The sequence below is a fragment of the Sinosporangium album genome (genome assembly GCF_900100605.1).
Lineage (GTDB): Bacteria > Actinomycetota > Actinomycetes > Streptosporangiales > Streptosporangiaceae > Sinosporangium > Sinosporangium album.
The window spans coordinates 1-24,091 of the sequence record NZ_FNCN01000050.1; the positions used below are offsets into that span (position 1 = coordinate 1).

The 24,091-nt window shown below is 67.6% G+C and carries 27 protein-coding genes and 1 pseudogene; 14 read left to right on the forward strand and 14 right to left on the reverse strand.

The window, feature by feature from the left end:
- Positions 1-121: 121 nt before the first annotated feature.
- Positions 122-1,150 (reverse strand): alpha/beta hydrolase family protein, encoded by a 1,029-nt coding sequence (locus BLQ73_RS28950; RefSeq protein ID WP_093175663.1) that lies wholly within the window; start codon positions 1,148-1,150, stop codon positions 122-124.
- Between the two features lie 79 nt (positions 1,151-1,229).
- Here BLQ73_RS28950 and BLQ73_RS28955 point away from each other — a divergent pair, with 79 nt between their 5' ends.
- The 3 genes from BLQ73_RS28955 to BLQ73_RS28965 all read left to right on the forward strand — a co-directional run bounded on the left by BLQ73_RS28955 (position 1,230) and on the right by BLQ73_RS28965 (position 3,770).
- Positions 1,230-2,132, forward strand: a complete 903-nt coding sequence (locus BLQ73_RS28955) for a PaaX family transcriptional regulator C-terminal domain-containing protein (protein WP_093175665.1) — start codon at positions 1,230-1,232, stop codon at positions 2,130-2,132.
- 454 nt (positions 2,133-2,586) lie between these two features.
- Complete coding sequence (locus BLQ73_RS28960; RefSeq protein WP_143020496.1) at positions 2,587-3,219, forward strand: helix-turn-helix domain-containing protein; 633 nt, start codon at positions 2,587-2,589, stop codon at positions 3,217-3,219.
- 65 nt (positions 3,220-3,284) lie between these two features.
- Positions 3,285-3,770, forward strand: coding sequence for a VOC family protein (locus BLQ73_RS28965; RefSeq protein WP_176955746.1), 486 nt, complete (start codon positions 3,285-3,287; stop codon positions 3,768-3,770).
- A 242-nt stretch (positions 3,771-4,012) separates the two neighbouring features.
- Here the strand turns inward: BLQ73_RS28965 and BLQ73_RS34760 are convergent, their stop codons facing one another.
- Positions 4,013-4,594 (reverse strand): FAD-dependent oxidoreductase, encoded by a 582-nt coding sequence (locus BLQ73_RS34760; protein WP_275936335.1) that lies wholly within the window; start codon positions 4,592-4,594, stop codon positions 4,013-4,015.
- Positions 4,595-4,620: 26 nt separating this feature from the next.
- Between BLQ73_RS34760 and BLQ73_RS28980 the strand changes: the two genes are divergently transcribed.
- Positions 4,621-5,103 carry an RICIN domain-containing protein gene (locus BLQ73_RS28980; RefSeq protein WP_275936336.1) on the forward strand — a complete coding sequence of 161 codons (483 nt, stop codon included), beginning with the start codon at positions 4,621-4,623 and terminating at the stop codon, positions 5,101-5,103.
- 437 nt (positions 5,104-5,540) lie between these two features.
- On the opposite strand, the gene BLQ73_RS28985 is transcribed toward BLQ73_RS28980, so the two are convergent.
- Positions 5,541-6,569, reverse strand: coding sequence for an aldo/keto reductase (locus BLQ73_RS28985; protein ID WP_093175676.1), 1,029 nt, complete (start codon positions 6,567-6,569; stop codon positions 5,541-5,543).
- A gap of 147 nt (positions 6,570-6,716) precedes the next feature.
- On the opposite strand from BLQ73_RS28985, the gene BLQ73_RS28990 reads away from it, so the two are divergent.
- A complete protein-coding gene (locus tag BLQ73_RS28990; protein ID WP_093175679.1) occupies positions 6,717-7,289 on the forward strand; it encodes a TetR/AcrR family transcriptional regulator in 573 nt (190 codons plus the stop codon).
- A 170-nt stretch (positions 7,290-7,459) separates the two neighbouring features.
- Here BLQ73_RS28990 and BLQ73_RS28995 read toward each other — a convergent pair whose 3' ends face one another.
- Positions 7,460-8,518, reverse strand: coding sequence for a hypothetical protein (locus tag BLQ73_RS28995; RefSeq protein WP_093175682.1), 1,059 nt, complete (start codon positions 8,516-8,518; stop codon positions 7,460-7,462).
- A gap of 95 nt (positions 8,519-8,613) precedes the next feature.
- Here BLQ73_RS28995 and BLQ73_RS29000 point away from each other — a divergent pair, with 95 nt between their 5' ends.
- Complete coding sequence (locus BLQ73_RS29000) at positions 8,614-9,261, forward strand: TetR/AcrR family transcriptional regulator (protein ID WP_093175685.1); 648 nt, start codon at positions 8,614-8,616, stop codon at positions 9,259-9,261.
- A 93-nt stretch (positions 9,262-9,354) separates the two neighbouring features.
- Here BLQ73_RS29000 and BLQ73_RS29005 read toward each other — a convergent pair whose 3' ends face one another.
- The gene (locus BLQ73_RS29005; RefSeq protein WP_093175721.1) at positions 9,355-9,966 is read right to left on the reverse strand and encodes an alcohol dehydrogenase catalytic domain-containing protein; all 612 of its coding nucleotides are present in this window, start codon (positions 9,964-9,966) and stop codon (positions 9,355-9,357) included.
- 73 nt (positions 9,967-10,039) lie between these two features.
- Positions 10,040-10,687 (reverse strand): TetR family transcriptional regulator, encoded by a 648-nt coding sequence (locus BLQ73_RS29010; RefSeq protein WP_093175688.1) that lies wholly within the window; start codon positions 10,685-10,687, stop codon positions 10,040-10,042.
- A 75-nt stretch (positions 10,688-10,762) separates the two neighbouring features.
- Here BLQ73_RS29010 and BLQ73_RS29015 point away from each other — a divergent pair, with 75 nt between their 5' ends.
- From BLQ73_RS29015 to BLQ73_RS29025, 3 genes are all read left to right on the forward strand, one after another.
- Positions 10,763-11,692 carry a zinc-binding dehydrogenase gene (locus BLQ73_RS29015; protein WP_093175690.1) on the forward strand — a complete coding sequence of 310 codons (930 nt, stop codon included), beginning with the start codon at positions 10,763-10,765 and terminating at the stop codon, positions 11,690-11,692.
- 196 nt (positions 11,693-11,888) lie between these two features.
- Positions 11,889-12,113 carry a hypothetical protein gene (locus BLQ73_RS29020; protein WP_176955747.1) on the forward strand — a complete coding sequence of 75 codons (225 nt, stop codon included), beginning with the start codon at positions 11,889-11,891 and terminating at the stop codon, positions 12,111-12,113.
- Positions 12,114-12,909: 796 nt separating this feature from the next.
- Positions 12,910-13,287: a hypothetical protein gene (locus BLQ73_RS29025; protein ID WP_093175692.1), complete on the forward strand. Its 378-nt coding sequence runs from the start codon at positions 12,910-12,912 to the stop codon at positions 13,285-13,287.
- 663 nt (positions 13,288-13,950) lie between these two features.
- On the opposite strand, the gene BLQ73_RS29030 is transcribed toward BLQ73_RS29025, so the two are convergent.
- Entirely contained in the window at positions 13,951-14,592 is a 642-nt protein-coding gene (locus BLQ73_RS29030; RefSeq protein WP_176955748.1) for a TetR/AcrR family transcriptional regulator, read from the reverse strand.
- Positions 14,593-14,684: 92 nt separating this feature from the next.
- Here BLQ73_RS29030 and BLQ73_RS29035 point away from each other — a divergent pair, with 92 nt between their 5' ends.
- The 4 genes from BLQ73_RS29035 (at position 14,685) to BLQ73_RS29045 (ending at position 17,541) form a co-directional block, all read left to right on the forward strand.
- Positions 14,685-14,918: a hypothetical protein gene (locus BLQ73_RS29035; RefSeq protein WP_093175697.1), complete on the forward strand. Its 234-nt coding sequence runs from the start codon at positions 14,685-14,687 to the stop codon at positions 14,916-14,918.
- A complete protein-coding gene (locus BLQ73_RS29040; RefSeq protein ID WP_093175700.1) occupies positions 14,915-16,543 on the forward strand; it encodes a carboxylesterase/lipase family protein in 1,629 nt (542 codons plus the stop codon). The genes BLQ73_RS29035 and BLQ73_RS29040 overlap by 4 nt, the downstream gene beginning before the upstream one ends.
- A complete protein-coding gene (locus BLQ73_RS31835; RefSeq protein ID WP_143020497.1) occupies positions 16,540-16,785 on the forward strand; it encodes a hypothetical protein in 246 nt (81 codons plus the stop codon). The genes BLQ73_RS29040 and BLQ73_RS31835 overlap by 4 nt, the downstream gene beginning before the upstream one ends.
- Before the next feature lie 219 nt (positions 16,786-17,004).
- The gene (locus tag BLQ73_RS29045) at positions 17,005-17,541 is read left to right on the forward strand and encodes a DUF2087 domain-containing protein (RefSeq protein WP_093175724.1); all 537 of its coding nucleotides are present in this window, start codon (positions 17,005-17,007) and stop codon (positions 17,539-17,541) included.
- 280 nt (positions 17,542-17,821) lie between these two features.
- On the opposite strand, the gene BLQ73_RS29050 is transcribed toward BLQ73_RS29045, so the two are convergent.
- From BLQ73_RS29050 to BLQ73_RS29075, 6 genes are all read right to left on the reverse strand, one after another.
- Positions 17,822-18,709 carry an MBL fold metallo-hydrolase gene (locus BLQ73_RS29050; protein WP_093175703.1) on the reverse strand — a complete coding sequence of 296 codons (888 nt, stop codon included), beginning with the start codon at positions 18,707-18,709 and terminating at the stop codon, positions 17,822-17,824.
- Between the two features lie 10 nt (positions 18,710-18,719).
- A complete protein-coding gene (locus BLQ73_RS29055; RefSeq protein ID WP_093175706.1) occupies positions 18,720-19,793 on the reverse strand; it encodes a DUF6745 domain-containing protein in 1,074 nt (357 codons plus the stop codon).
- A 4-nt stretch (positions 19,794-19,797) separates the two neighbouring features.
- On the reverse strand, positions 19,798-20,016 hold the full coding sequence (locus tag BLQ73_RS29060; protein ID WP_093175709.1) for a hypothetical protein: 219 nt from the start codon (positions 20,014-20,016) through the stop codon (positions 19,798-19,800).
- Positions 20,017-20,071: 55 nt separating this feature from the next.
- Positions 20,072-20,479, reverse strand: coding sequence for a hypothetical protein (locus BLQ73_RS29065; protein WP_093175712.1), 408 nt, complete (start codon positions 20,477-20,479; stop codon positions 20,072-20,074).
- A 522-nt stretch (positions 20,480-21,001) separates the two neighbouring features.
- Positions 21,002-21,898 carry a DUF8094 domain-containing protein gene (locus BLQ73_RS29070; RefSeq protein ID WP_093175715.1) on the reverse strand — a complete coding sequence of 299 codons (897 nt, stop codon included), beginning with the start codon at positions 21,896-21,898 and terminating at the stop codon, positions 21,002-21,004.
- Between the two features lie 314 nt (positions 21,899-22,212).
- Positions 22,213-22,779, reverse strand: a complete 567-nt coding sequence (locus tag BLQ73_RS29075; protein ID WP_245691535.1) for a TetR/AcrR family transcriptional regulator — start codon at positions 22,777-22,779, stop codon at positions 22,213-22,215.
- A 104-nt stretch (positions 22,780-22,883) separates the two neighbouring features.
- On the opposite strand from BLQ73_RS29075, the gene BLQ73_RS29080 reads away from it, so the two are divergent.
- Positions 22,884-23,324: a DoxX family protein gene (locus tag BLQ73_RS29080; protein WP_093175718.1), complete on the forward strand. Its 441-nt coding sequence runs from the start codon at positions 22,884-22,886 to the stop codon at positions 23,322-23,324.
- A 304-nt stretch (positions 23,325-23,628) separates the two neighbouring features.
- On the opposite strand, the pseudogene BLQ73_RS29085 reads toward BLQ73_RS29080, so the two are convergent.
- A pseudogene (locus tag BLQ73_RS29085) lies at positions 23,629-23,938 on the reverse strand (helix-turn-helix domain-containing protein); the annotation flags it as partial.
- Between the last annotated feature and the right edge of the window lie 153 nt (positions 23,939-24,091).

Consider the following 24,091-nt stretch of genomic DNA (forward strand, 5'->3'; position numbering starts at 1 on the left):
GCGAGCCTCGCTGGACGAGCGGCGCAATCCGCCAGGCCCTGGAACGAGAGCGCCTGGCGGAGGAGGGCGCCCTTGCGCCGCTCGGTCACAACGCCAGTCGCGCAGGTCACGCGCGGACGCCTCAGGAGACCTGCTCCAGGTATCGGCGCTGATCGTCCAGGAAGCCGTCGGAGAACAGCGAGCGTGGCGCCGCAACGGCGAAAAGGAACATCTTCAGCTCCGAGTCCTGAATCTCCTTGCGGATCAGGGCGTGGGTGGCGTCGGGATAGTGCCGGATCTGCAGCAGGCCGGGTGCACGCAGGTGGTGGCGGTAGCCGGCCTCGGTGTCGGCGACGTCGACGTTGCGGTCATGCCCGGCCAGGAGCAGCAGTACCGGCACCCGCATGGCCGCCAGATCCTGCGCGGCGTCGCTGGTGTAGTTCTTGGAGATGAAGGTCCAGCGTTCCGCGGTGATGTCGGTGTCCGGGACGGCGGCCTTGTAATGCTCGTAGGGGGCTCCTGCGCGCAGCAGCGCCAGCATCCCCTCCTGCCGGGCCAGCCCGGCCTGCAGCCGGTCCGGCGAGGCGTGTGCGTCGCGGAGTTTGGCCGTCAGGTAGTAGCGACCCTGCTGTTGCCAGTTGATGGCGGGTGAGACCGCGATGACGAAACGCAGCTCGGGCAGGCGGACGGCCACCTTGGGCATGACCCAGCCCGCCTGACTGGCTCCCCACAGCCCGATCCGGCTCGGATCGAGCCCCGGCCTGCCTTTCGCCCAGGTGATCGCCGCGACGGTCTCCGCGGCCCGGTCGTCCATGCTCTGATCCAGCCAGTTGCCTGCCGCGCCGCCCACCCCGGGCTTGTTCCACGACAAGGAGGCGTAACCGGCCCGGGCGAATGCTTCCCATAGCGGTCGGTAGCCCTCTTGGTTGGTGGCCTCGATCGGCCCGTCCCCGTGCACGAACACCACCAGCCCGTACGGGCCCTTGCCCGTGGTGGGCCAGGCCAGCACTCCCTTCAGCGGCTGCTTGCCGCCAGTGATCGTCACCTGCTCCTCGCGCAACTCGTAGGCGTGCTGATAGACCACCCAGCCGCCGCAGGCGGCGGCCAGCACGGCCACGGCCAGCAGCGGGCGCAGAATCCAGCGCACCCAGCGCCGCTTGATCGCACCCATCGACCCTCCATATCGTTCGTCTTGAAAACGATCGTACTCATTTCGACCGTACTATAGTTATGCCGCAGGAGGTGAGGGCATGCCGCCCACGCAGGACGATCACGCCGAGATCTCCACCCGGGTGCTGGTGGAGAGCCTGGTCCGCGAGGACCAGACCGTGGACGCCCGCGAGCTCTACGCGGTCGCCCGAGCTCTGGGCATGACGGACCTCCAGGTACGGCTGTGCATCAAGCGGCTGGTCGCCGAGGGCCAGTTCGTTCAGTCCGGCCGCGGTCAGCGCGCGGTGCTGCACGCCACGGCCGACGCCCGCCGCGCCCTCTACCCCGACGTGGAGTTCGTCCGCTTCATGTACGCCCAAGATCGAGGTGAGGCACCCTGGGACGGCGGCTGGCATCTGGTGGCCTTCGCCGTACCCGAGTCGGCACGGGCCGCGCGCGATGCGTTGCGCGAGCACATCGTCCACCTGGGCGGAGCGCCCCTCCAGGGCGGCCTATACGTGTCAGCCAATCCCTGGGAAGACCTTGTCAGGGCCGAGGTCTCCCGACTCGGCGCCGACGACTACGTCACCCACCTCACCAGCACCGACCTGCGTGTAGGCGGCATCCACGACCCTCGAGAGCTGGCCAACCGGTTGTGGCCACTGGGCGACCTCGCGCACGCTCATCGACGGCTCGCCCGCATCGCCCGCGACCGCTTGGACCGGCTGCACCACTCGACCTCGCTTGATCAACCGCAGCTGCTGACCATCGCCGTCGAGCTGGCCTCCGAATTCACCCGGGCCATGGAAGCCGACCCGCTCCTGCCTCCCGAACTGCTGCCCCGTCCCTGGCCGGGCGCCCAGGCGCGGGAACTGGTCGCGCAATGCTGGCTGCGCCTTCTCCAACTTGCCGCCCCTGCCCCCGCACCACGCCTGTTCCGGCTTTATGCAGACGTCGTCCACGAAGTAGCCGCTCCAGCCCGGACGGCCGGCCCCGGTAAGTGATATGTCCGGGGACGGGGGTTGATCGCTGACGGCGCCCGCGTGAGCTGGTGGCCTTCGGTTTCGCCGGTCTGCCCCGAGGAGCCGGGAGAGGTGGGAAACCAGCGCGCGGGCACGGGGAGTCCCTCGGTGGTCGGCGGGTCCTCTAAAATCCGCTTCTACCGGGGACTTCACGCTCGCGTCCGGGGAACATGGACTCCTCCGCATTCACGAGAATCCGTGTATAACGCCCCGCTATACCTGGTGGGATTACTTCATTGCACGGCGGAGGGGTGGGCTTCGGTTGCCGACGAGATCGACTAAGAGCGGTAGTGCGTTCAGCTACTACTCGTCGCACGAGGCATTGTCCCCGTTCGTTGCGTATTACTCCATTCAGCATATCTTTTCTACGCGGATTGCCCCGTTGTTCACTCCGGACCTGGGCGGTTCCGTCGTCATAAGCCGTCACGTCCGAGGCGTGGAGGCTCGAGTGTGGGGGCCCTTCGACGAATTGACGACGGTAGAAGACCCCGCCTTTGATGTCCAGGCGCGCTGCTTTGTCGAGTTTCAGCCGGGAGGGTTGTCGCGCCTGCTCTACCCCAATAGTCGGGAGTTGCTCAACCGGAAGATCGACCTGGGTGTCCTGGATCGGGATTTGGAGCTGCGCCTGGCCGGTGCGATGGAGGATTTCGAGGGTTCCGTTGAAGCTCTGGTTTCGGCATTGGACAACTGTCTTCTAGGTCGATTGAAGCGGCACGGGGATCACCTGGTCCGGGGATGGGGGTTGCTCACCGCTCTGCGGAACGTGCCCCTCGATGGAACCGTGGAGGATCTGGCCCGGGAGGTGCGCTACTCCTCTCGGCATGTCAACAGATATCTCCATGCGCTGACGGGGGTTTCGGGCAAGGGGTACCTGCGTCTCAGGCGCCTCAACAGGGCGGCCCAGCTGCTCAAGGGCTCCGACCGCACCGTCGAGGGGATCGCGCTGTCACTCGGGTATTACGACACCGCTCACTTCGTCCATGACTTCGCGAGGTACGCCGGGCTGTCTCCTGCGAGGTACCGGAAGAACATGTCCGATTTTTACAACGAGTCCTTGAAGAGGTTCTGAGAGCCTGGCACCCAGCTTCCCCGGTCGGCGGAAGATTCCCCAGTGTCATGGAAGGGCGAACAGAGATGAAGTTCCACAGTCCGATGATCGTTGTAGCGGATATAGACCGGAGCAAGCGCTTCTACGTGGACGTTCTACACGAGGAGATCGAGCAGGATCTGGGCGTCTATGTTGTTCTCAAGGGCGGCTTCTCGCTGATGGCCCAAGAGCAATGGAAGGCACTGACGGGCGATGATGCCGCACTGGGCAAGGAAGTCGGGCATCGCTTCGAGCTGTACTTCGAAGAGGATGATCTGGAGCGTTTCGTTGAGGAGCTGACAAGGGTTCCGGGAATCAAGTCGTTCACGGACTTGACGGAGACTTCATGGGGGCAACGAGCGCTGCGATTCTTCGATCCGGACGGGCATGTCATTGAAGTGGCGGAGTCCATGGAGGCCGTCGTAAGGCGGATGCTGGCGACGGGCGAGCCTGCGGAGGAGGTTTCCCGGAAGTCCATGATGCCACTGTCCTTCGTTCAGGAACGCGCGGCCGAGGTCGAAGCCGGTCGTTGATCGGCCGCACACTGGTCACCGAATCACCCCTCCGGCAGAGTGCGGTGGAAGACCCGGTGGGCTTCGGCCCACGCGTTGCTGTAATGCTCACCCTCCCCCGGCGCGTACGCCGGGGTGCGGGTCAGACGGTGGTGGGCTGCTCGTACTCGCTTGTGTGGCGGGCGGTGGTTTTCCGCGGCGGTGCCGTACTGTCCCGTGAAGCCGTGGCGAGCTGTTAGTGCTGGCGCTCTCGCGCTTGGCAGTCAGGATGGCTGGACTTGGTCGAAGAGGGCGAGGGCTTCGGCGGGGTCCGGGCTCACGAGGCGTTCCAGACCGGCCATCGTGATCTTCGCCCACCTGCCGGCCCGTGCCCACATCTGTTCCTCGAAGGCGCGGACGGCCTCGTCCAGATCTCCAGGGCCGGTGGCGGCGGCGACGGACTCGGCGAGTTCGGCGCCTTCCAGCATCGCGAGGTTCGCGCCCGCCCCCAAGGGGGGCATCAGATGGGCGGCGTCGCCCAGTAGCGTCACCCCGAAGACGTGCGGCCAGGTGTGGGACACGGGCAGGACATAGAGGGGGCGGTGGACGAAAGCGGTGCCGTGGCGGAGGAGGTCGAGGACGGGAGCGGCCCAGCCGTCGAACAGAGCCAGCAGACTGGATCGCACGGCCTCGGCGTCTGCCGGGTCCAGGTTCGTGTGCCAGTCCAGCGGCGCGCGGAACTGGGCGTACACCTTGACGTGGCCGCCGCTGTTGCGCTGGGCGACGAGAGCTCGGTTCACGCCGTACACAGCCACGGAACCGTCGCCGATCAACCGGGCGAGGTCGGGGTGGCGGGTGTCCGGCAAACGCGTCGATCACTCCCAGGCAGGAAATCAGCAATGTCGGCGGCGGCGGCCAAGTCGACGTCATGTGGGCCTCCGTCGCCCCCTACACAGGCGTTTTCCTATGGCCCAACAACAACAGCGCCTCGCAGGAGTTCAATCTGCTGTACAGCGAGGACGGTTACTTCCGCATCCAGGCGCGACATTCGGGCCAGTGCCTCATGCTCGACTTCCGGTCGAGACCCTTCGTCAACGGCACGCCGATCATCCAGTACCCGAATTGCAATGCCGGCTTCAAGTCGGCCGGATGGTTCATCAAGTGGGTCGAGATCCCCGCGCATGGGATCTGGGCCGCCGAGCGGCACAAGATCATCGTAAACCGCGAAACCGAACGGTGCCTGGACGCGTCCTCCAGTGGCCGTCCCCGCCCGCAAGCGTGGCTGCAGCAGTGGGACTGCATCACGTCCGGCGTCCAATGGAACTCCTACAACCAGATGTGGCCCATCCAGCCATCTTCAAGCCCGCCCCGTTGAGGCATTCCACGACAGCGGCGGCCCCCGTCCGGTGGGCGAACGGGGGCCGCCGCTTGGGGGGCGAGGGACACGGACCATCTCTTTCGTGTCTCCCGATCCGGGTAAAACGGGCTCATCCCGTTGGCCTTGTGGCGCCCGGGATGCGGTAGAGCTCGCGCGAATAGGGGCGACGGGGAAACCCGGCGTGATGCATCAGCACGGAGGTGATCGCTATGGTTCAGCGACTCATCCAGGCCCAGATCGATGCCGGCCACGGGAAGGAAGGCTTCGCTCGAATCATCGAGAGCATCAAGCACCCAGGCTGAGAGTCGCGCCAGCGCACGGTCACCGGGGGTCTGGCCTGGGGAACCCTAGCTGTACCCGGTCATGAGGTTGGTTGCAGTCGACTGATCGGTGGCTGGCCTCCGGGGGTTGAGTGGCGTCGTTGGGGATGTGGGTCAGGAAGCGCGGCGTCGCAGTGCGGGATTTGCGATCGCGGGCGCGGGAGTCGGGTTCTTCTCATGTGCAGCGAGATCCACTCCGGGAGCCACGATGGCATCGACGGCGTCGAGGATCTCTGCGGACAGGACGGTGTCCGCGGCGGCCAGTTGGGAGTGCAGGTGGTCCATGGTCCTGGGGCCGATCAGGGCGCTGGTGACTGCCGGGTGGGCGGTCACGAAGCCGAGCGCCATCTGGATCATGGTGATGCCGGACTCGTCGGCGAGTGCGGCCAGCTTCTCGACGGCGTCCATCTTGGCCCGGTTCTCCGGAACGGAGACATCGAAGCGGTGAGGCATGAACGCGGACCTGCTCGTGGTGACCTCGCGGCCCTCGCGCACAGCGCCGGTCAGCCAGCCGGACGCCAACGGGCTCCACACGAGCACCCCGAGGCCGTACTCCTCGGCGAGGGGCAGAACCTCGCTTTCCGCACCGCGTTGCAGGATCGAGTAGTTCGGCTGCTCGGTGACATAGCGGCCCAGCCGGTGCTCGCGCGCGGCCCACTGGGCCTGCACGAGCCGGTACGCGGGGAACGTCGAGGTGCCGAAATAGCCAATTTTTCCGGCGCGCTGGAAGTCGGTGAGCGCCGCGAGCGTCTCCTCGTCACTGGTCCGCGGGTCCCAGCGGTGGATCTGGTAGAGATCGATGTGGTCGACGCCGAGCCGTCGCAGGCTGTCGTCGAGGGCCTTGGCGAGCCAGCGACGCGAGGCCCCCCGGTGGTTGCGCTCCTCGCTCATGGGCAGAGCGGCCTTCGTGGCGAGCACGACATCATCGCGGCGCGCGGCGATCGCCTTGCCGACCATTTCCTCCGACTGCCCACTGCTGTACATGTCGGCGGTGTCGATGAGGTTGATTCCGGCGTCCAGGGCGGCGCCGACGATCTGGTCGACATCGTCCTGGGTGGTGCGGCCGAGCGCGCCGAAGTTCATCGCGCCCAGCGCCAGCGAACTGACCTGGACACCGGTGCTTCCCAGCGTGCGGTACTGCATATGCCGTCCTCCGAATCAGGTCCCGGCCCTGGTCACCGGTGAGTGACGGGGGCGGGAGTGTGGCAGTATTGAACCGGAACTTCGATCCGCTCCAACAATACGGAACGTGGATCCGTTTTTGCAAACGAGCGAGACAGGGATCGCGGTATGCCGGGTGACAAGCACGAACGGGGATCCTCCCGCCGCCGAGCGGACGTCATACGCAATGAGCAGGCCCTGCTCGATGCGGCGGCAGCCACGTTCGCCGAGCACGGAGTGGACGCGCCCGTGCGCGCCATCGCGGCGCGTGCGGGTATAGGGATCGGCACTGTCTACCGCCACTTCCCCACGCGTGCCGACCTGGTCATCGCCGTGTATCGGCACCAGGTGGACTCGTGCGCCGAAGCCGGTCCGGTTCTGCTGGCCTCCGCCAGCTCGCCCCACGCCGCCCTGAAGCAGTGGATCGACCTGTTCGTCGACTTCCTGGTCACCAAACACGGGCTCGCCGAGGCACTGCAGTCCGACAGCGCGCGCTTTGAGAGCCTCCACGCCTACTTCCTCGACCGCATGGTCCCCGCGTGCGCGGCGTTGCTTGAGGCAGCCGTGCAGGCGGGTGAGGCTCCCGCAGACGTGACCGCGTACTCGCTCATGCGCGGCATCGGCAATCTGTGCATCGGAGCCGATTCCCACTACGACGCGCGCCGCCTCGTCGACCTGCTGGTCATGGGGCTGAGGCAGTAGGACGCCACTCGAAGTTCCCAAGGGCCGCCAAGCCCCGTCGGGTATACCGTCGACTGCGCGGCGAGGCAGCCCGTGACCGGTGACGATGCCGGGCTCGCGGCCAAGGAGTCCGACCGTCCGGGGATCGACCCCAGTGAAATCAGCCGGGCACCGCGAGGACCGGGCGGGTATCAGACATGAGGCCTGACGCCGGCAGGTAGTCGGCCGCCGCGGTAGTGGTCGGCAACCGCGGCGAAGGCGGCCTTGGGCTCCCAGGGCAAGCCGGGATAAGTCGCGCCGTGGCCGTCTTCGAGGACCTTGACGATGCCGAGGCTGGCGAGGTCGAGGTCGTCCCGGGGGTCGCCGTCAGGGCGGTGGGGCAGGTTGTAGAGCGCGAAGAGGAACACGAAGGCGCTGTCGACGCCCTCGCTGTCGAAGATCTCCAGCAGCTCGCTCAGGTACGCGGCCTGGCCGGCTTCGTCGCGCTCGTATTCCCCGTTCAGCCGGGGCGGCTCGCTGGTGGCTGCGCCGGTTTCGAGGATCTCCATACTGCGGGGGGCATTGTCACCCGCGCCGCGCCAGGTGGCGGTGCCGAAGCCGGTGATGGCGACCGGTTTGGGCTGGGCGACGAGGCTGCGCACGGCGTCTCGGAAAATGTCGGCGACCTCTGCGGACCGGATGAGTTCGAAGGTCCTGATGTCGAACAAGTCCCAGTTGATGCTCTCGAACTGGATGGCGGCGTATGTGACCTCGCCGTGGAAGCGTTCGCGGATAACCGCCGTGGCTCGGCGGAGGAAGGCGTTGAGACGGGTGCTGGTCGCGGCGAATTTCTCGGGCCGCCGAGCCGGGTCTCCCAGCAGCCAGTCGAGCCGTTCTTCAGGGCTGTTGCCTTCGATGAACCCATGGTTCATGACGCTCAGCTCTACGCCTGCGACGAACACGACCTCGGCTCCCTGCGCCCGGAGCTGCTCCGCCCGCGTCGCGCAGTCGGCGAGCAACGTGAGGATCTCGTCAGTCGTCAGCTCCAGCGGGTAGGGAGAGAACCAGATCTCCATTTCGAGCTCGGCGGCGAAACGGGCGGCGAGCTCCAGGCGCTCCGGGTCGCCGCCGGTGATGTGTACGGCGTTGCAGTGGAGATCATCGCGGATGATGGTCAGCTCCTTCTTGACCACATCAGGGTGGAAGCGCTCCCGAGAGTCGCTGCCGTTGCGGAGGAAACCGGTGTCGTAGCAAATGCCTTTGGCTCGCATGCGCCTGGCCTTTCGGTCGGGGGCCTTGAGCGTAGAAGCAAATATTGCGTGCACGCAAGTTTGCGTGCACGCACTCAAGCTGGGACACTGCAAGGGTGACAACAAGGCGGACCGGGCTGCGCGAGCAGAAGAAGCAGGCCACCCGAGTGGCATTGCGTGAGGCGGCACTGCGACTGGCTCTCAAAGATGGGCCCGACAACGTCCGCGTCGACGACATCGCGGAGGCCGCCGGGGTCTCGCCGAGGACCTACAACAACTACTTCTCCAGTCGTGAACAGGCGATCGTGGCCGCCGTCACCGCCGAACGGGAATCACGGGTCGCCACGGCGGTCGCGGCCAGGCCCGCCCATGTCCGCCTCGCCGACGCCTTGACCGAAGCGATCCTGGAGCAGTACACCGAACCGCGTGACCACGACGAAGTGCTGCTGATCAACGCCAGTCCCACGCTGCGTGACGCATTCCTGGACGCCGCCGCCGCGATCGAACACCCCCTCGCCGCCGCGATCGACCAGCGCCTCGGCGACACCGGCACGCCCACCGCCCGCGTGCTCGCGGCGAGCGTGGCCGCTGCGGTTCGGATCGCACTCCGGCAGTGGCTCCAACCGCCGGCCGCGCCCCTTGCAACCGGCGGGCTTGTCGTGCCGTCCGGCTCGCTACCCGATCTGCTCCGCTCCGCGCTCGCCGCACTCGCACCCGCACTTGACGCCGCCGAAGAACAGGCACGACAGCGCCTGCAGCAGTGAATCCGTTCCACCGGCGGCTCCGACGCAGCAGTGGGTCCGGCACGAGTCGCGTTGCCGCCGGCGATCGACAACGTCCTCGGCCGGGCGCCGGCTTCACCGCCCCGCCGACCGGCGTTCCACGGATTTCCGCACCCCAGCTCCCCCCGCGTCTGCTTTGTCGTCGGGCCCGGGGGTGAGCCGATCGATCTCGGCGACGGTGGTGCGCTGCGCCGTGTGCAGGAAGCGGAGGATGACGCCGAGTTCTTCGCCGTTGAAAGCGCCGAGCTCGTCCCGGGTTCGCGTGATCAATCCCGCATAGGCGCTCGCGACCCGGTCGAGACCGTCCTTCGCCACGGCGACCGCGCGGACCGGGTCCACGCCTTGGGGAAGGTGGTAGAGGCGGTCGGCCGAGACCACGACCCGTTCGGCGGCGGCACCTTGGCGTCCGCCGTGGCCGAGGCTGTTGGACCAGACGGCGTCGCCGACGGCGAACCCGACCGCGCCCGGTCCGGTCGCGGCCACCGTACCGACCAGGTCGCGGCCAACCACGAACGGAAACACGATCGGGGTACGGAAGAGTCCGGAACGCACGAAGGTGTCCACCGGGTTGACCGCGACGGCGGTGACGTCGACCAGGACGTCGGTCGGTCCCGGCTCCGGGTCGGGCAACTCGCCGTATCGAATGTTCTCCGGCGGGCCGAGCGTCTTGATGAAGGCTGCGCGCATGACCACGCAGTCTTCCACCGCACTTCGCTCTAACGTCGCAGGTGACGGGCGTGCCGAGCGCGCGCGGCAGCGATCAGGGGGACACCTCGCGTGTGGACGGCGCCGCCGAGAGGGTAATGGCGGCCGGGATGGCGGCGAAGGCCGTACGCACCTCCGCCGTCAGTGCGGCGTGCGAGGGCCGACCCGGCTCGGCGATCCAGGCGCGCAGCGCGGCGTGGAAGGCGGCGACCGCCATCTCCAGGACCAGCCTCAGGCGCGGGTCGCGCGAGTCGAGACCCAGGCGGCGGTGGAGCGTGGTCTCGACCTCCGCGCTGGTGCGGGCGCAGAAGTGCAGGCCATGCGCAGTGATCGAGGGCGTGCGCTCCGTCAGCCGCTGGTTCAATCGCACGCGGCCCACCCACCGCTCGTCCTCCGCCATCTGATCGAGCACCGCGAGCAGGGTGTCCCGGAGCAGGTCGAGGACGGGAGCGCGGTCGAGCGGCAGCGTCTCCATCGTGTCGAGGAAGAGCCGCCACATGGCTTCGAGGGGGGCTGAGGCCACCTCCTCCTTGCTGGAGAAGTTCCGGAAGAAGGTGCGTTTGGAGACCTCGACGGTCTCGCACAGCTCGTCGAGCGTCACGCCGTCGAAGCCGCGCTCGGTGAAGAGCGCGAGCGCGGTGTCGACCAGCGCGTCCCTGGTCTGCTGTTTCTTACGCTCCCGGAGCGAGATCTGCGTAGCCATCACGTCGAGTGTAGTTGAGAGGCAGATGCCGCCTGTAGGCTTATGCCACTGAGTGGCGTTTCGAAAGGATGTCTGATGCGTGCCCTTCTGGTCGATCGTTCCCTTCCCGGTGGTCTGCGAGTCGGGGAGGCGCCCGATCCCGTTCCCGCCCCGGATCAGGCGCTGGTCCGGGTCACCGCGACCTCACTCAACCACGGGGAGGTCAAGTACGGCATCGCGGAGGCGCCCGAGGGCACGGTGCTCGGCTGGGACGCCGCCGGAGTCGTCGTCCAGGCCCCGGCCGACGGCTCGGGTCCCGCCATAGGCACCCCGGTGGTGACACTCGGGGACGGCGGCGGCTGGGCCGAACTGCGCGCGGTCCACACGGCCTACATCGGCGTCGCGCCCGAGCACGCCGACCTGGGAGCGATCAGCACGGTGCCGGTCGCCGGCGCCACCTCGCTGCGCGCGCTCGACAGGATCGGGCCCTCCCTGGGACGCCGCATCATGATCACTGGGGCGACGGGCGGCGTTGGGCGCTATGCCGTACAGCTGGCTGGCATGGGCGGCGCACACGTCACGGCGGTCACCGGCGACCCCGCCGCGTACGGCGAGAGCCTGCGCACGCTGGGCGCACACGAGGTGGTGTCGCATCCGAGGGACGCGTCGGGACACTACGACGGCGTGCTGGATCTGGTGGGCGGCGGGCAGCTCGTCGACGCCTTCGACATGCTGGGCGAGGGTGGCACGCTGGTGGCCGTCGGCCATGCCACACGCGACGGCGAGAGCTTCCCCGACCAGGCCCTGTGGGGCGGCCCCGGACGCAACGACAGGTCACTGGCGACCTTCCACCTGATGCACTTTCGGGGCCTCGGACGCGACTTGACCTGGCTGGCCGGGCAGGTCGCACAGGGGACACTCGACCCGCAGATCTTCTGGCGGGGCCCCTGGGAGGACGTCGCCGACGCGGTCAGCGCCCTCCTGGAGCGCCGCCTGCATGGCAAGGCCGTCATCGAGTTCGGCTGACCTCGTCGAAAAGGGTTGAGGCTTCCCACTGAGGAGAATGGCCCGGATGGCCCCAATTGATCAGCTCACATCAGGCGAAGCCGCCGTTCTGACCCAGTCCGTCCTCAGGCTGGATCAACCGCCACCGTTGAGTCCCATCGACGAGGGTGGCGAGCACCACTCGTGAGCCGTCGGCGGATCGATACTCTTGGGAGTCATGAGACACCTGCTCGTCTTCGCTGACCGTGACGACGCCGAGGAGGTGGCGGAAACCCTTGAGGAGTGGCTGGGGCAACCCCCGCGAGTCGTTCGGGAGACGCTGGCCGGCGAGGACGACGCCGAGGACGCCCAGTGGGTGGTGGTCATCGAAGAGGTCGACGACGCGTTTCTCGGCAGGGTCGATGCGCTGGCGGAGCAGTACGACGGCTGGCGCGAGTCCTAGGTTCCGTCCGCGCCGGGTTGTCGCAGCAGTTACCGCGCCAAGACCGACGGGCCGACGGAACCGGCGCAGGATCAGCACTGCCTGCCGGAGCGGAGTCAAAGCACGGCTGGCCCTGGCAGTGCCGCGCCGTCGGTGTTCGTTTCGCAATGGTCGGGCGACGTGGTGGATCAGTGCGCGGGAGACGTCGATCGTGGCACGATGACCGATCACGTGGAGCCTTTCGGCCGTTGCGGTTTCTTGTGGTGAGAACTCATCGACCGGAGGCTCCACGTCCATCTCCGGCCTTCGATGACTTCTCCTGAAAGGCCCGAAACACCACCGCCCACGACCAAGCAATCCTTGCTTGCCCGAATTATTTCTCTGAGATCACTTCAGTGAGTTCGTGGGAAGTGCTCGGGGAACAGTCGACCCGACAGGGGGGGCGGTGGAGGCCGCGGCCCGCGAGGGGGCGTGACCGGGCAAACCGTCGGGTCCGTCTGCCGGCGGTGGCTCCTGCCCGCCCAACGCCGAAGGCTCGGTCAAGCAGCCTCAACACATGCGGCGGCATTACGGACGCAGCGATCTTCTTGCCGCGGCACCTATGGCAATACCGGCCAAAGCACCGTTTCTGCCGGTCAGGCAAATCCGCTGGAATTCTCCCCCAGGACTACAGCGAGCCCGAAAGAGGAGCATTTCCTCCGCGCCCCAAACACGCTATCCATGCGTCCTGTAATTACTTAACCGCACTGTGTAACTTCGGAGTCGCAATCTCCGCCTCCGTCAAAGGTGGCGGCAGTGCTCACTACAGGAGGCCGAAATGGCTCGCACAACTTCCCTTGTTCTAAGCGCCCTTGCCGCCGGCGCGGTTCTCGTCGGCGGCACCGGGACCGCCGTCGCCGACGAGAAGCCGGGCATCGTCGCGGCGGAGAAGCCTGCCGCAGGCTACACCGCGCCGCTGGCGCCGCACCCGCAGTTCTTCGGCCCGTTCGTCACCGTGCCGCCTGGTCAGAACCTGCCGGCTACCGCGGCTTGCCCGTCGGGTCAGGTGCCTACCGGCGGCGGCGGCACCACCACCGCCTTCCGGATCTTCTTCACCGACTCCTTGGCGACCGGCAACGTCTGGGTCGTGCGCGGCACGAACACCAACACGGTAAACGAGAGCATCAGGGCCTTCGTCGTCTGCACGACTCCCTGACCAAGGGCCCAGCAGCGTCCCACGCCTTTCTCTCCTCGGGCACGCAACCGGGGCGGCGCCGTCCGCCCCCTTGCCCGTGGAGGGAGGCCATGGTGGAGGCGGGCATCCCGCGCCGCCTGGCGGCGCGGCTGGAACGGGTGGTGGGGCCGGCCGGCGCCTGCCCGAGCACGCGCAGCATGTCGCTGGACAAGCTGTCACCACTCCAGCGTGGTCACCAGCTCGCGCTCCGGCCCGTCCCCGGCCAGCCGGTGGATCTCCAGCAGAGTCCCGCCGCCACGTCCGCCCCGCGCCGGCCGACCCTGTCACACCGAGCTCGGCGGGCAGTTCGGCGCCGGCACCGCCGCCGAGCAGAGCGCGGTACGCGTCATCGCCGGCCCTCCGCTGGTCATGTGCGGTAGCCTTCCTCGCCTGTTCTCCCTTGGCCATGTCTCACCGTAGTAATCCAACGGCCCTGTCCGGCGTGGTCGGGTCTCCGTCCTGCCGATTCACATCGCAGGCCCCGCTCGCATAAAGCCACCGGCTGAGGGCAACGCTGCGGACGCCGACGGCGAAGGACAGACATCACACGCAAAGCATGGCGGTGAACGTCCGGCGCCCCTGGAAGGCGTTCTCGCCTACGTGGTGTAACGGGCGCAACAGTGGTGTCGCACTCACCAGACGCCTTCAGGTGATCGCGGTCGATGAGGCCGGCCGGCTTGGCCGGGATGGCCGCATGAGCAGGCCGTCGATACGACGGGTCAGCATGTCGCGGGCGGGCACGGTCGGGCGGTGTCCGAGCAGGGCTAGCGAGGTCGACCCTTCGACCAATGACAGGAGGGTCTCAGCCTCTAGGTCCACGTCGAGGTCGTCGCGGAACGCACCGGTTTGCTGACCATAGCGGATCAGCCAGGCCAGCAGGTCGCGCGTCTTGGCGTGGGCTTGGCGCAGGATTTCCGCAAGGGTCGGGATGGCCGTGGCGTGGGCGGTGAAGGCCACCATGATCCTGGCGTCGCGTCGCTGGTGCGGCTCGATCAGAGCGATCGTACGCAGGGTGGCGGTGAGCAAGGTCACCGCCGACTCATTGACGGCGGAGGCGGCAATCTCCTCCTGCCCCTGAGCGGTGACGCGTTCGGTGATGCGGTGCAGGGCGAAGGCGAGCATCTCGTCCTTAGTGGCGAAGCATCGCTGCACCGCCCCCATGGACACGTCGGCCTGCTGCGCCACGTCCCTGAGAGTCACGCCTTCGGGACCGTGTCGGTCGATCAGGTCGCAGACCGCTTCGGCGATGTGGCGGCGTCGTGCCTCGTAGTCGACCTGCTTGGGCATGAGGCTCCTTCCGCCAACGTTTCGATGCAGTTGCATCATATCAGGTTTTCCTGTTTATTTGATGCGTACGCATCGGAAAAAGGGAGGACCACATGAGTAGTTCGCGAACACCCAGCCGCACAGTCGACAAGGCATTGTGGCTGGCCGGAGCTCTGTTCACCGTCCAGGGGTTCGGCTCGGCGATCACCGAGGCGCACTGGGGCACCAGCTTCGGAGTTGCCGGCATCCTGCGTGCCGTCGGTGTCCCCGACTGGGCCGATCTTGTCCTCGGGACCGCCGGAGCCGTATTTCTGCTCATAGCGGCGTATCGGGCGGTGCGCCGATGAAACCCCGAGGAACAACGCGGGGGGCGGCGCGCATGCGGCTGGTCACGGTGCTGGCAGGCATGTCCGTCGTCGCGGCCTGCGGGAGCGCCCCCAGCCCGGCATCGAGCTCACTTCAGCCTGTCGCGCACACCTCGTCCGGCGCCGTCGCCGGCACCCACATCGGTCGGGACCTGCAGCAGTTCAACGCCATCCCCTATACCGCACCACCGACCGGAACGCTGCGCTGGCAGCCGCCGCAGCCCGTCCAAGCGTGGAAAGGCGTCAAGGACGGCACCCGCACGGCCCCGCGCTGCCCGCAGAACGCCAATCCCGCCGACTCCAACCCGGCTAGCGCCGCCGAGGACTGCCTGTATCTGAACGTCACCGCCCCCCGGGCCGTGCCCGCGGGACGGCGGCTGCCGGTGATGGTCTGGCTGCACGGCGGCGGCTTCACCCAGGGCGCCGGCGGTGACTACGACGCCCAGCGGCTGGCGGACGCGGGCGTGATCGTCGTGACCGTCAACTACCGGCTGGGCATCTTCGGCTTCCTCGGCCACCCCCGTCTCGCTGGCTCGGGCGCATTCGGCCTGCTCGACCAGCAGGCCGCGCTGCGCTGGGTACGGCACAACGCGGCGGCCTTCGGCGGCGACCCGCACAACATCACCCTGTTCGGCGAGTCCGCGGGCGCGTTCAGCACCTGCGCGCAGCTGACGTCCCCCACTGCGGCGGGGCTGTTCGACAAGGCGATCATCCAGAGCGGCCACTGCTCGATGAGTCAGATGGGCATCGATCCCGCCGGCAGCGACGCCGTGTGGCCATCACGGCTGTCCAGCGAACAGATCGCCGCGGCCGCCGCCAAGCAGATCGGATGCACGGACGCAGCCCAGACGATGGCCTGCCTGCGCCGGGCCCCGGTCCCTGCCCTGCTGGCCGCGCAGCAGAAGATCCCCGCCACCTGGGCGCCCTCGCACGGAAGCGACACGCTGCCGCTCGACCCGCGCCGGGCGGTGGCCGAGGGACGCGTCCACCCGGTGCCGCTCATGGCCGGCACCACCGCGCACGAGGTCCGATACTTCGTGGCCATGTACTTCGACGGCCCGGGCCAGCCCCTGAGCCAGCAGACCTATCAGCAGTTCCTGCGCACCGCCTTCGGCAAGGACGCCCGGCGGGTCGAGGCCATGTATCCCGTCAGCGCACACGGCTCCCCCTCCCTGGCGTGGGCTGCCATCGCCACCGACCGCGGCTGGACCTGCCCGACCAGGGCGGGCAACCGGTTACTCGCCCGCAAGACACCCGTCTACCAATACGAGTTCGCCGACGACACCGCCCCCAGACCGGCCGGGTTTCCCGTGCCCGCCGCCTTCCCTCTGGGCGCTTACCACGGCGGGGAACTGCCCTACCTCTTCGACGGCCCCGGCGCCGCCACCGATCAGCCCCTCTCGACAAGCCAACGCCGGCTGGCCGACCAGATGATCGCCTACTGGACCCGCTTCGCCGCCACCGGCAATCCCAACGACCCGAGCCTGCCCCTATGGAAGCCTCTGACCAGCAAGAGCGCGAACCAGGTCCGCTCCCTTTCCTCGGCCCGAAGCAATGGCGACGGCTCCACCGAACACCACTGCCGCTTCTGGGACACGCGCAAGTGAAGAACTCCAGCCCACGAGCTGGGCCGTCCTTCAGACGATCAACGGACTCGCCAACGCAGCTGTTCAACCCGGCCCGCGAGTATCTGACGGCGGCCAAGGTGATCCGGCCCGGCATGCTCACCCCGGCCAAGATGGTCGGCGCGGGCGCTGCGGCCGGCGCAACTGCGCGAGCTGGGGGTGATGCTCTGCAGGCCGCGCTCGCCCGAGACACCTGCACCGCGATCCTGAAGGAGGCGGTGTAGTAGGCGGTGGTGGCCCGCGCCCTGCGCGTGCCACCACCGCTACTCTCGCGCGCGGATTGGTGAGCGACTCATTCTTTCACTGCACCCAGACCATGGCCACCACGCCGAACCCGTTCACCACAAACCGCTTTCAACAGCAGCCCGAGATCGCGACACTTGTAGAGGCGCCCGAGGCTCCAACGACAATCGGCGCCCGGAACGACAACCAGAATGGACACCATGACCACGGCCCCCACCCAGGACCATTCGCCCTCCTGCCGCGACTTGGTCGGTCTCCTCGCCCAAACTGACCGGCGCGCCGCCTACGCGGCCCTCGCCCTCGGCGCGACCTCCGTGGCTGAGGTCGCCGAACTGGCCAGGCTCCGCCCACCGGCCGCTGCCGCGGCGCTGCAGAAGCTGACGGACGGCGGAATCGCCGCCTTCGACAGTGAAAAGCGCACATACACGCTGCTCGACGACACTTTTCGGCTCGCGGTCCAGGCCGAGGTCAGGGTCTCCGGTCGGGGCAGCGGAGACGGGTCGGGCTCTTACTTCCGCCGTGGTCGGCTCACGTCCATTCCGGGCAAGGCGGAGGTACGCAGCCGTGTTCTGGCCGTTGTGAAGGACTCGTTCGAGCCCGGCGTGACGTACTCCGAGGCCAAGGTCAACGCGATCTGCGGCGAATGGTTCGACGACTGGGTGAGCCTGCGCCGTGCCCTCGTGGACGACGGTCTGTTGCGCAGAAACGAGTCCGGCACTACCTACGAGCGCGTCTGACGGACGGTGCGTGTATTGGCCGGCGATGCCCGCACACCCGCGGATGTCACCCCGCGGGTGTGGCACACAGGCACGCCCGCCAGCGCGTTACCAGTAGCTCCGCAATGGTGCGGTTCTGGGACACCCGCACCGCCGGTGACGTGGCCAGGCGGATGATCGCCTAGAACACAGGTCCCCGAATCTCCTGTCCCCGCAGCGCGTCGAGGGAATGCGCACTACCTCCAAGCAGAACGAGGACTACGCCTTCGGCTGGTGGTCGACAAGAGCGACGCCCACATCCTCACTTGACCGCCCACACCAGGATGTTGGCCAAGTCCTCCTTCTCAAAGAACGCGACCACGTCCTGCTCTGAGTGGCGCAGGCTGAAGTGGGTCAAGACGAACAGGTTGTCCGGATGCGCCGCCACGAACGGCCGTAGCTCGCTCCACACCGTGTGGCCCACACGCCTGGCCCGGTCCAGCTCCGCGTCGTCGAGGTATGTGCACTCGGTGATGATCACCGGGTAGTCGGTCAGCCAGGGTGTGCGCGGCAGCGCGTCGGCGTGGGTGTCGCCCAGATAGGCGAACAGCGGCCGCCGCACCCGACGTTCCACCTCGCGGCCGTCCGCCCGTTCCCGGGCGAGCAGCCGCCCGAACTCCACCGGGCTCAAGGTCTCCTTGAGCGAGGCGTACTCAGGGGCCAGCACCCGCCGGTTCTCCGCGACGCAGTAGCCGACGCTGGGCACCTTGTGCTCGGCGGCGAACACCCGTACCGTGTGCGAGCCGCCCTTGCCGATGACGAACTCCTCCTCCGGACATACCCCGTGCACTCGCACGCCTTCCGCCTGGGCCGGGTCGAAGGCGGCGGTCTGGTTCAACGCAGTCGTGGCGCGCAGGTAGTCGCGGATGTAGCCGGCCGCCTGCGCGGGCGCGTAGATATCCACCCCGGTGGGCCTGGTCGCCAGGAAGTCGAGGTCTTTGGAGTGGTCGAGGTGGGTGTGCGTGAGCAGGACCGTGTCGACCTGACGGCCTTCCACTAGCCCGGCGTCCAGGGCCAGTTTCAGCTCGGGCACATGGAAGAACGTCTTGTCGTTGGCCCGCGAGTATCCAGTGAGCGTCAGCCCGCCCGGCATGGCCCAGGTCTTCCACTGGCGGAACGGGTGCTTGCGCTCCAGCCGGGAGGGGAACATGGTCACATCCTCAGTAGCTCGGGGTCGGCGGACGGTAGTCCTCACCTGACTTGCGCAGCCATTTGGCTGCGGCCTTGGCGTTCTTGACGTCGGGCGGGACACGACGCGGCCCGTCCTGCGTCTCCAGCAGCCAGATGTCCTCGGGCGCCACCCACGACCCGCTCACGCCGTCGTCGCTGCTGTCGGGGTCCCTGACACACCACAGCCCCGCGCCCATTCTGATTTTCGGGACCTGGTCCAGAAGCCACTGGTAGCCCATGCGCTCGGCGATGATCAGTCGCACCTCGCCGCGCGGCTCGGCCAGCCATTGGGCGCCGGTGACCTGGCCGGTGATGACGTGCTCGGGCACCCGGGAGCCCTGCCAAGCATGCACACCGAAGCCGTCCGGATAGACCACGGCGGGCCCGTGCTCATGGTGCGGCTGCCCGTAAGCGTCGAGGTGCAGTTCGACAGGCCGTTCCGTCAGTACGGCGGTGCCGCGCAGCGGCCACCACCACCCCGCGCTGCGGGCGACCCGCGCCAGCCCGTCGGCCGGTGGCGCGTCGATCAGCCCGAGGCCGCGGAACGCCTCCTGCATGGCCAGCTGCGCCACGTCGTGCTGGCCCAGGACGGCCCCGTCCTTCAGCATTCCCGCTTCCGAGGGCCGGTGCGCCTCCTCGGGCAGACCGAGGTCGTTCCAGCGGGTCGTGGTGAGCAGCTCGTACACCTCGTCTTTGAGCACCTTGCCGATCCGCTCCCCGATCCGCAGCGGCGTCTCGACCTGCTCAGTGATCTGCCACGAGGTCGTCTCCCAGAGGTCGCCCCACTCCGGCCAGCCGCCTACGGCCTGGATCTCGCGTCTCACGCTGTCCTCCCGGTGGCGTGCCACGGCGATGGCTGCGGCCATCGGGGAGTCGACCCACTCGATCCGGCCGGGTTCCGGCAGCCCAGCCAGCCGGTAGGCGTCGGCGACGCCCAATTCCGCCTGCTCTCGGTCGGCCGGGCCGGTCGCCTCCGGGACGTGCAGCCACTTTTCCCGCACATTCACCAGGATTGCGCGATGCTCGGCGGAGAGCTTCGTGAGGCGGGGAACCTTCTTACTCATGTGATCAGTCTCGCAACCGCCCCCAGCGGAGCGACACCGATTTTCCGGCCCGCCGCTCTCCTTGGACTGCTTCCGCCACTCCGGTGCCCGGGCCCTCGCAGCTCGAGTCGGGAGCGTTGATGCTCACGCCGTTGCCCTCGACGACGCGCACACAGCGCGCCTTGTCGATATGCGCCTGCTGAGAGTGGAGCAGCTTGTAGGTATCCCCGGCGGCTTGCTTCACCGACGCCGTGTGGGCGTATCCGCGGATACGCCCACACGGAACCAAACAAGATCGGTCAGCGGCAGTTGCTCTTGTGTACGAATGCCTTGCCGCCGTCGATACGGCCGCCCCAGGTGACGCATTTACCCCGAGCGTTCACGTAGACAGGGCCCGCGTAGTTCTTGAACTTGCCGGAGTCGACGATGCTCTTGGAGGTGCCGTACACCTTGAGCTCCGCGTCCATCGGCACCGGCTTGCCCCGCTTGTGGCGGACGGTAACGACGCAGTTCTTGCCAGTGGATTTGTTGTAGGTGAGGTAGACCGCACCCTTGTGGGGGATGGGCTCCCAGTTCACCTGGTGGTAGCCCGCGCCGCACTGGCCGCCGTAAGTCGCGGCGTTGGCGGGGGAAGCGCCCACCGTCGACAGCGCGGTCATGGCGATCATGGCTGCCCCCGCAGCGGCGACCTTCTTGAACAGCTGCATTACTTCTGGTTGTCCTTCCACTTGTACGGACCTCAGCAGGTCCGCAGCCGAAGGGGCGCCGAATCAGCGCAGCGTGAACACCCTGCTCGGCGGATGTCGCCGCCGACGTGATTGCATACAGGGTAAAGATGGATTCAGGTATCGCCCCGTCATCCCTGAACACGCAATGAACCGCTGAACGCCCTTCGAATCACCCCGTACAGCAGCAGGATCGAGCCCCATCGAAACGGCCTGCGGTAACCCGTCTTTCCCCTCGCGACAGGGAACGGCTTCGCATGGCCTCCGAATTATCCTGCACTGCAGATTTCCCTAAGTTTATACAGGAGATCGACAGTGCACCACAACAGCTACTTCGACCTGAACAGGGGGGTTGCGCCAGGTGAATGGTGCCGTCGACGATTGACCAGGTCAGCGGGAGGTTGCCAGGTTTCCTCGGTCCGACGGTCCGCGACTCGACCCGCCCGCCCGCTGCCCGCACACGAGGCGGGAGGTCGGCGGCAGACGTGCTGGAGGCGCTCTGGGCTAGGCGTACCAGTCCCCCGCGATCTCGTAGATGGCCTTGCCGCCTCCCTTGACCGCCACGCCCACGGTGAGCACCTGAAAGATGTATTTCGGCTTGTTGAGCAGGCTGAACATGAAGAATGAGCCGCCGTCCTCCGTGCGGAAGCCGTATTCCTGCGTGGTGGAGTCGAAAGCGGCGTAGAGGCCCTTGGAGACGACGGCGTAGGCCTCGCGGCTGTAGTTATCCTTGGCCAGGCGGTAGCCGTTCCCCGCTGCCTTCTTGCGTGATTCTTCGTTCCAGAACTTGCGATATTCCTGGGAAACGGCCATGCCGGTCAGGGCCGGCGCCGCGGTGACGTAGCCTTCGGCGTCCACAACCGGCTTGGGCATAAGCTCGCCGTAATGCACCGGCGTCTTCGAGGCCAGTTTGAAGGACGGAGAGCGCGCCGGTCGCCAGAAGGCCAGAAGATGGTCTCGGTCTTGACCGCGGTAGCGCGCCTGGACGATGAACCACTCGCCGTCGGGCGGTTGCTCGCGCGGCACATAGTAGGTCTGGCCGCCGGTCAGCCGGATCGGCTTTCTGGCTTTGTGCTTCTTGCCGTCCTCCACGTGGCCTCGGTCGAGGATGGCTTCATGCCGGGTGGCGGCCCAGAACAGTTCGTCTATCAGGGCCGGATCGTCCCACCAGTCGCGATCCTTGATGGTCGTGTTGTGTGTGGTGATCCAGCTCTCCGCGGCCTTCGCGGCGTCGGCGACGGTGAGCCGCCGGGTGTCCGGCTGCGCGGACTGAGGCGGCGGGGCCGTTGGCGCGGCGGAGCTCGGCGGGCTCGGCTCGGGTGGGGCGCTCTTTGTCTCGAGTACGGCACAGCCGGACAGTGTGGCCGTGGCCAGAGCCGCAATGATCGCCACCTTGCGCACGTGTCTGTCTCCCCCGATAGACAACGACAAATCAGGCGTATCACCGTATCGGATAATTCCTTCCCGGCAGCCTGTGCGGCACGGCGTCAGAGTCGATCGCGTGGCCTCGCGAGGTCGTCCGGTCGGGGCTCGAGCTCAGCGGGGACGCCGGCGCTGAACGGGGTCGGCCTCAGGCCCCGAGGAACTCGGCGATCGGCTTGGTCTGGCCGAAAATCTGGCCGAAAATCGCGTGACCGTCCAGGCGGACAACGTCCTGGCGGATGGATTCACTCGCCGACCTCATGGGGATTCAGCGCGGGCTGGGGGCGACGGTCTCAGGAGCCGTTGAAAATGAGTTGGAGCACGGAGCGGGCGGCGGCTTCCGGATCGCCGTCCGCGCTCTCCGGCAGGGCGCCGTTCAGCCACAGCTCGGCGAGGCCGTGGACGAGTGACCACGCGGCGATCGTGGCCGTGCGGGTCTGAGCGGGTGTGGGGGCGAGAGTGCGGGCGGTGTTCGCGAGGACGCCCCCCGCGCGCTCCCGCGCCGTCCGTACGGCGGGGTCGTCCGCGCGATAGAGCTCAGGCCGGAACATGACCGCAAAGTAAGAACGATGATTTACGGCAAAGCGCACATAAGCCACTCCGGCCTCAAGGGCGTGGTCACTCGCGCGTTCCAGGGCGTCCGCGAAAAGCTCATACCCCTCAGCGGCCACCGCGGTCAACAGGCCGGATTTGTCGCCGAAATGGTAGGCGGGGGCGGCATGGGAGACTTCGGCGCGGCGGGCCAGCTCGCGTAGGCTCCAGCCGGTCGGGCCGGACTCGTCGATCGCGGCGAGGGCGGCGTCCATGATGGCGCGCCGCAAGTTGCCGTGGTGATAGGTCGACTGCTTAATCGGGCTCACCTCTCCGAACGCGGGATGTCGTTGACCGCACCCAACCCTATCTTGGCATTGACAAAATTGGCCGCGTCCTCCAATCTTGCCATTGCCAAGATTGGAGGTGAGGGATGGCTCCGCTTATTGCCCTCACAGGTGGTTTCCTCGCGCTGCGCCTGCTGGGCCTGGTCGGCGTCGAGGTGCTGGACGGCTGGCAGCCTGCTCTCCGCGGCGGGCTCGCCCTAATGTTCCTGCTCACCGGGGTGACGCATTTCCTGCCCGCGTGGCGGCGTGACTTCGCCGCGATGATCCCCCCGCTGTTCCCTGAGCCGCACCTGCTGGTGGCCGTCACCGGGGTGCTGGAGTTGATCGGCGCCGCCGGACTGCTGTTTGCGCCGGTCGCGTCACTCGCCGCGATCGGCCTCGCGCTGCTCATGGTCGCGATGTTCCCGGCCAACGTCCGGGCGGCCCGTCTCGGCCTCACGCTGGCGGGGCAACCGGCGACGCCGCTGCTCCGCCGTACGGCACTGCAGGTGGTGTTCATCGCTGCCGCCGTCGCGGCGGCTCTGTGACGGCCTGCTGTCGAACTTGGCCTGCACCGGTGCCTGCACGGGGGCGCAGGGCGTGGAAGGGGATCAGGTCGCGAACCGCATCCGCGTCGGTGCCTGTCAGGACTTCAGAACGGTCACGGCTACTACTTCGGTCTGGCGCGGTCAGGTTCGGCAGCAGTGCCCAGAGGGCGAGCCTGCCTCAGCGGACGAGGGCGATGGCGTCTGTTCTTGCCACGTCGTCTCACGGATGTCTCACAGAACCCCCGCCACGGGGTGGATTGTGTAGACGTTTTGAGGAGCCGGAAGCCTCTGAACTGCACCCGATGGTGATACTTCGCCCGCTTGGCGAAGAAGTTCGCGAACGCCGCCTGCAGGTGGCGCAGCGCCTGCTGCAGCGGAACCGACGACACCTCGAACAGGAAGTCGTAGTCGCCGCCGCGCTTCCACGCGGTCAGCGCGGCCGACGACTCCGCATAGGAGACGCGGCGGCCTTCCAGCCTGTAGGCGCGGGTCCGCTCCTCCAACGCCTTGTTGTAGACGAGGCGGACGCAGCCGAACGTCCGGGCAAGCTCGGCGGCCTGTCCGGGGGTCGGGTGGAAGCGGTACCTGCAGGCCCGCTTCACGATCTGCGCCACGCCTCGGACCCTATCGCTCGATCGGTCGAGACTCGCGCATATGTTCGTACGGCGTTTCGCCCGGCGGCGGACCGCCTGCCCCTGCCCTGCTCCGCAGGGTGTCCGCTTCCTCCCCCGCCTGAAGGCGGGGGTCTCCTCGGAGATTCCTGATGA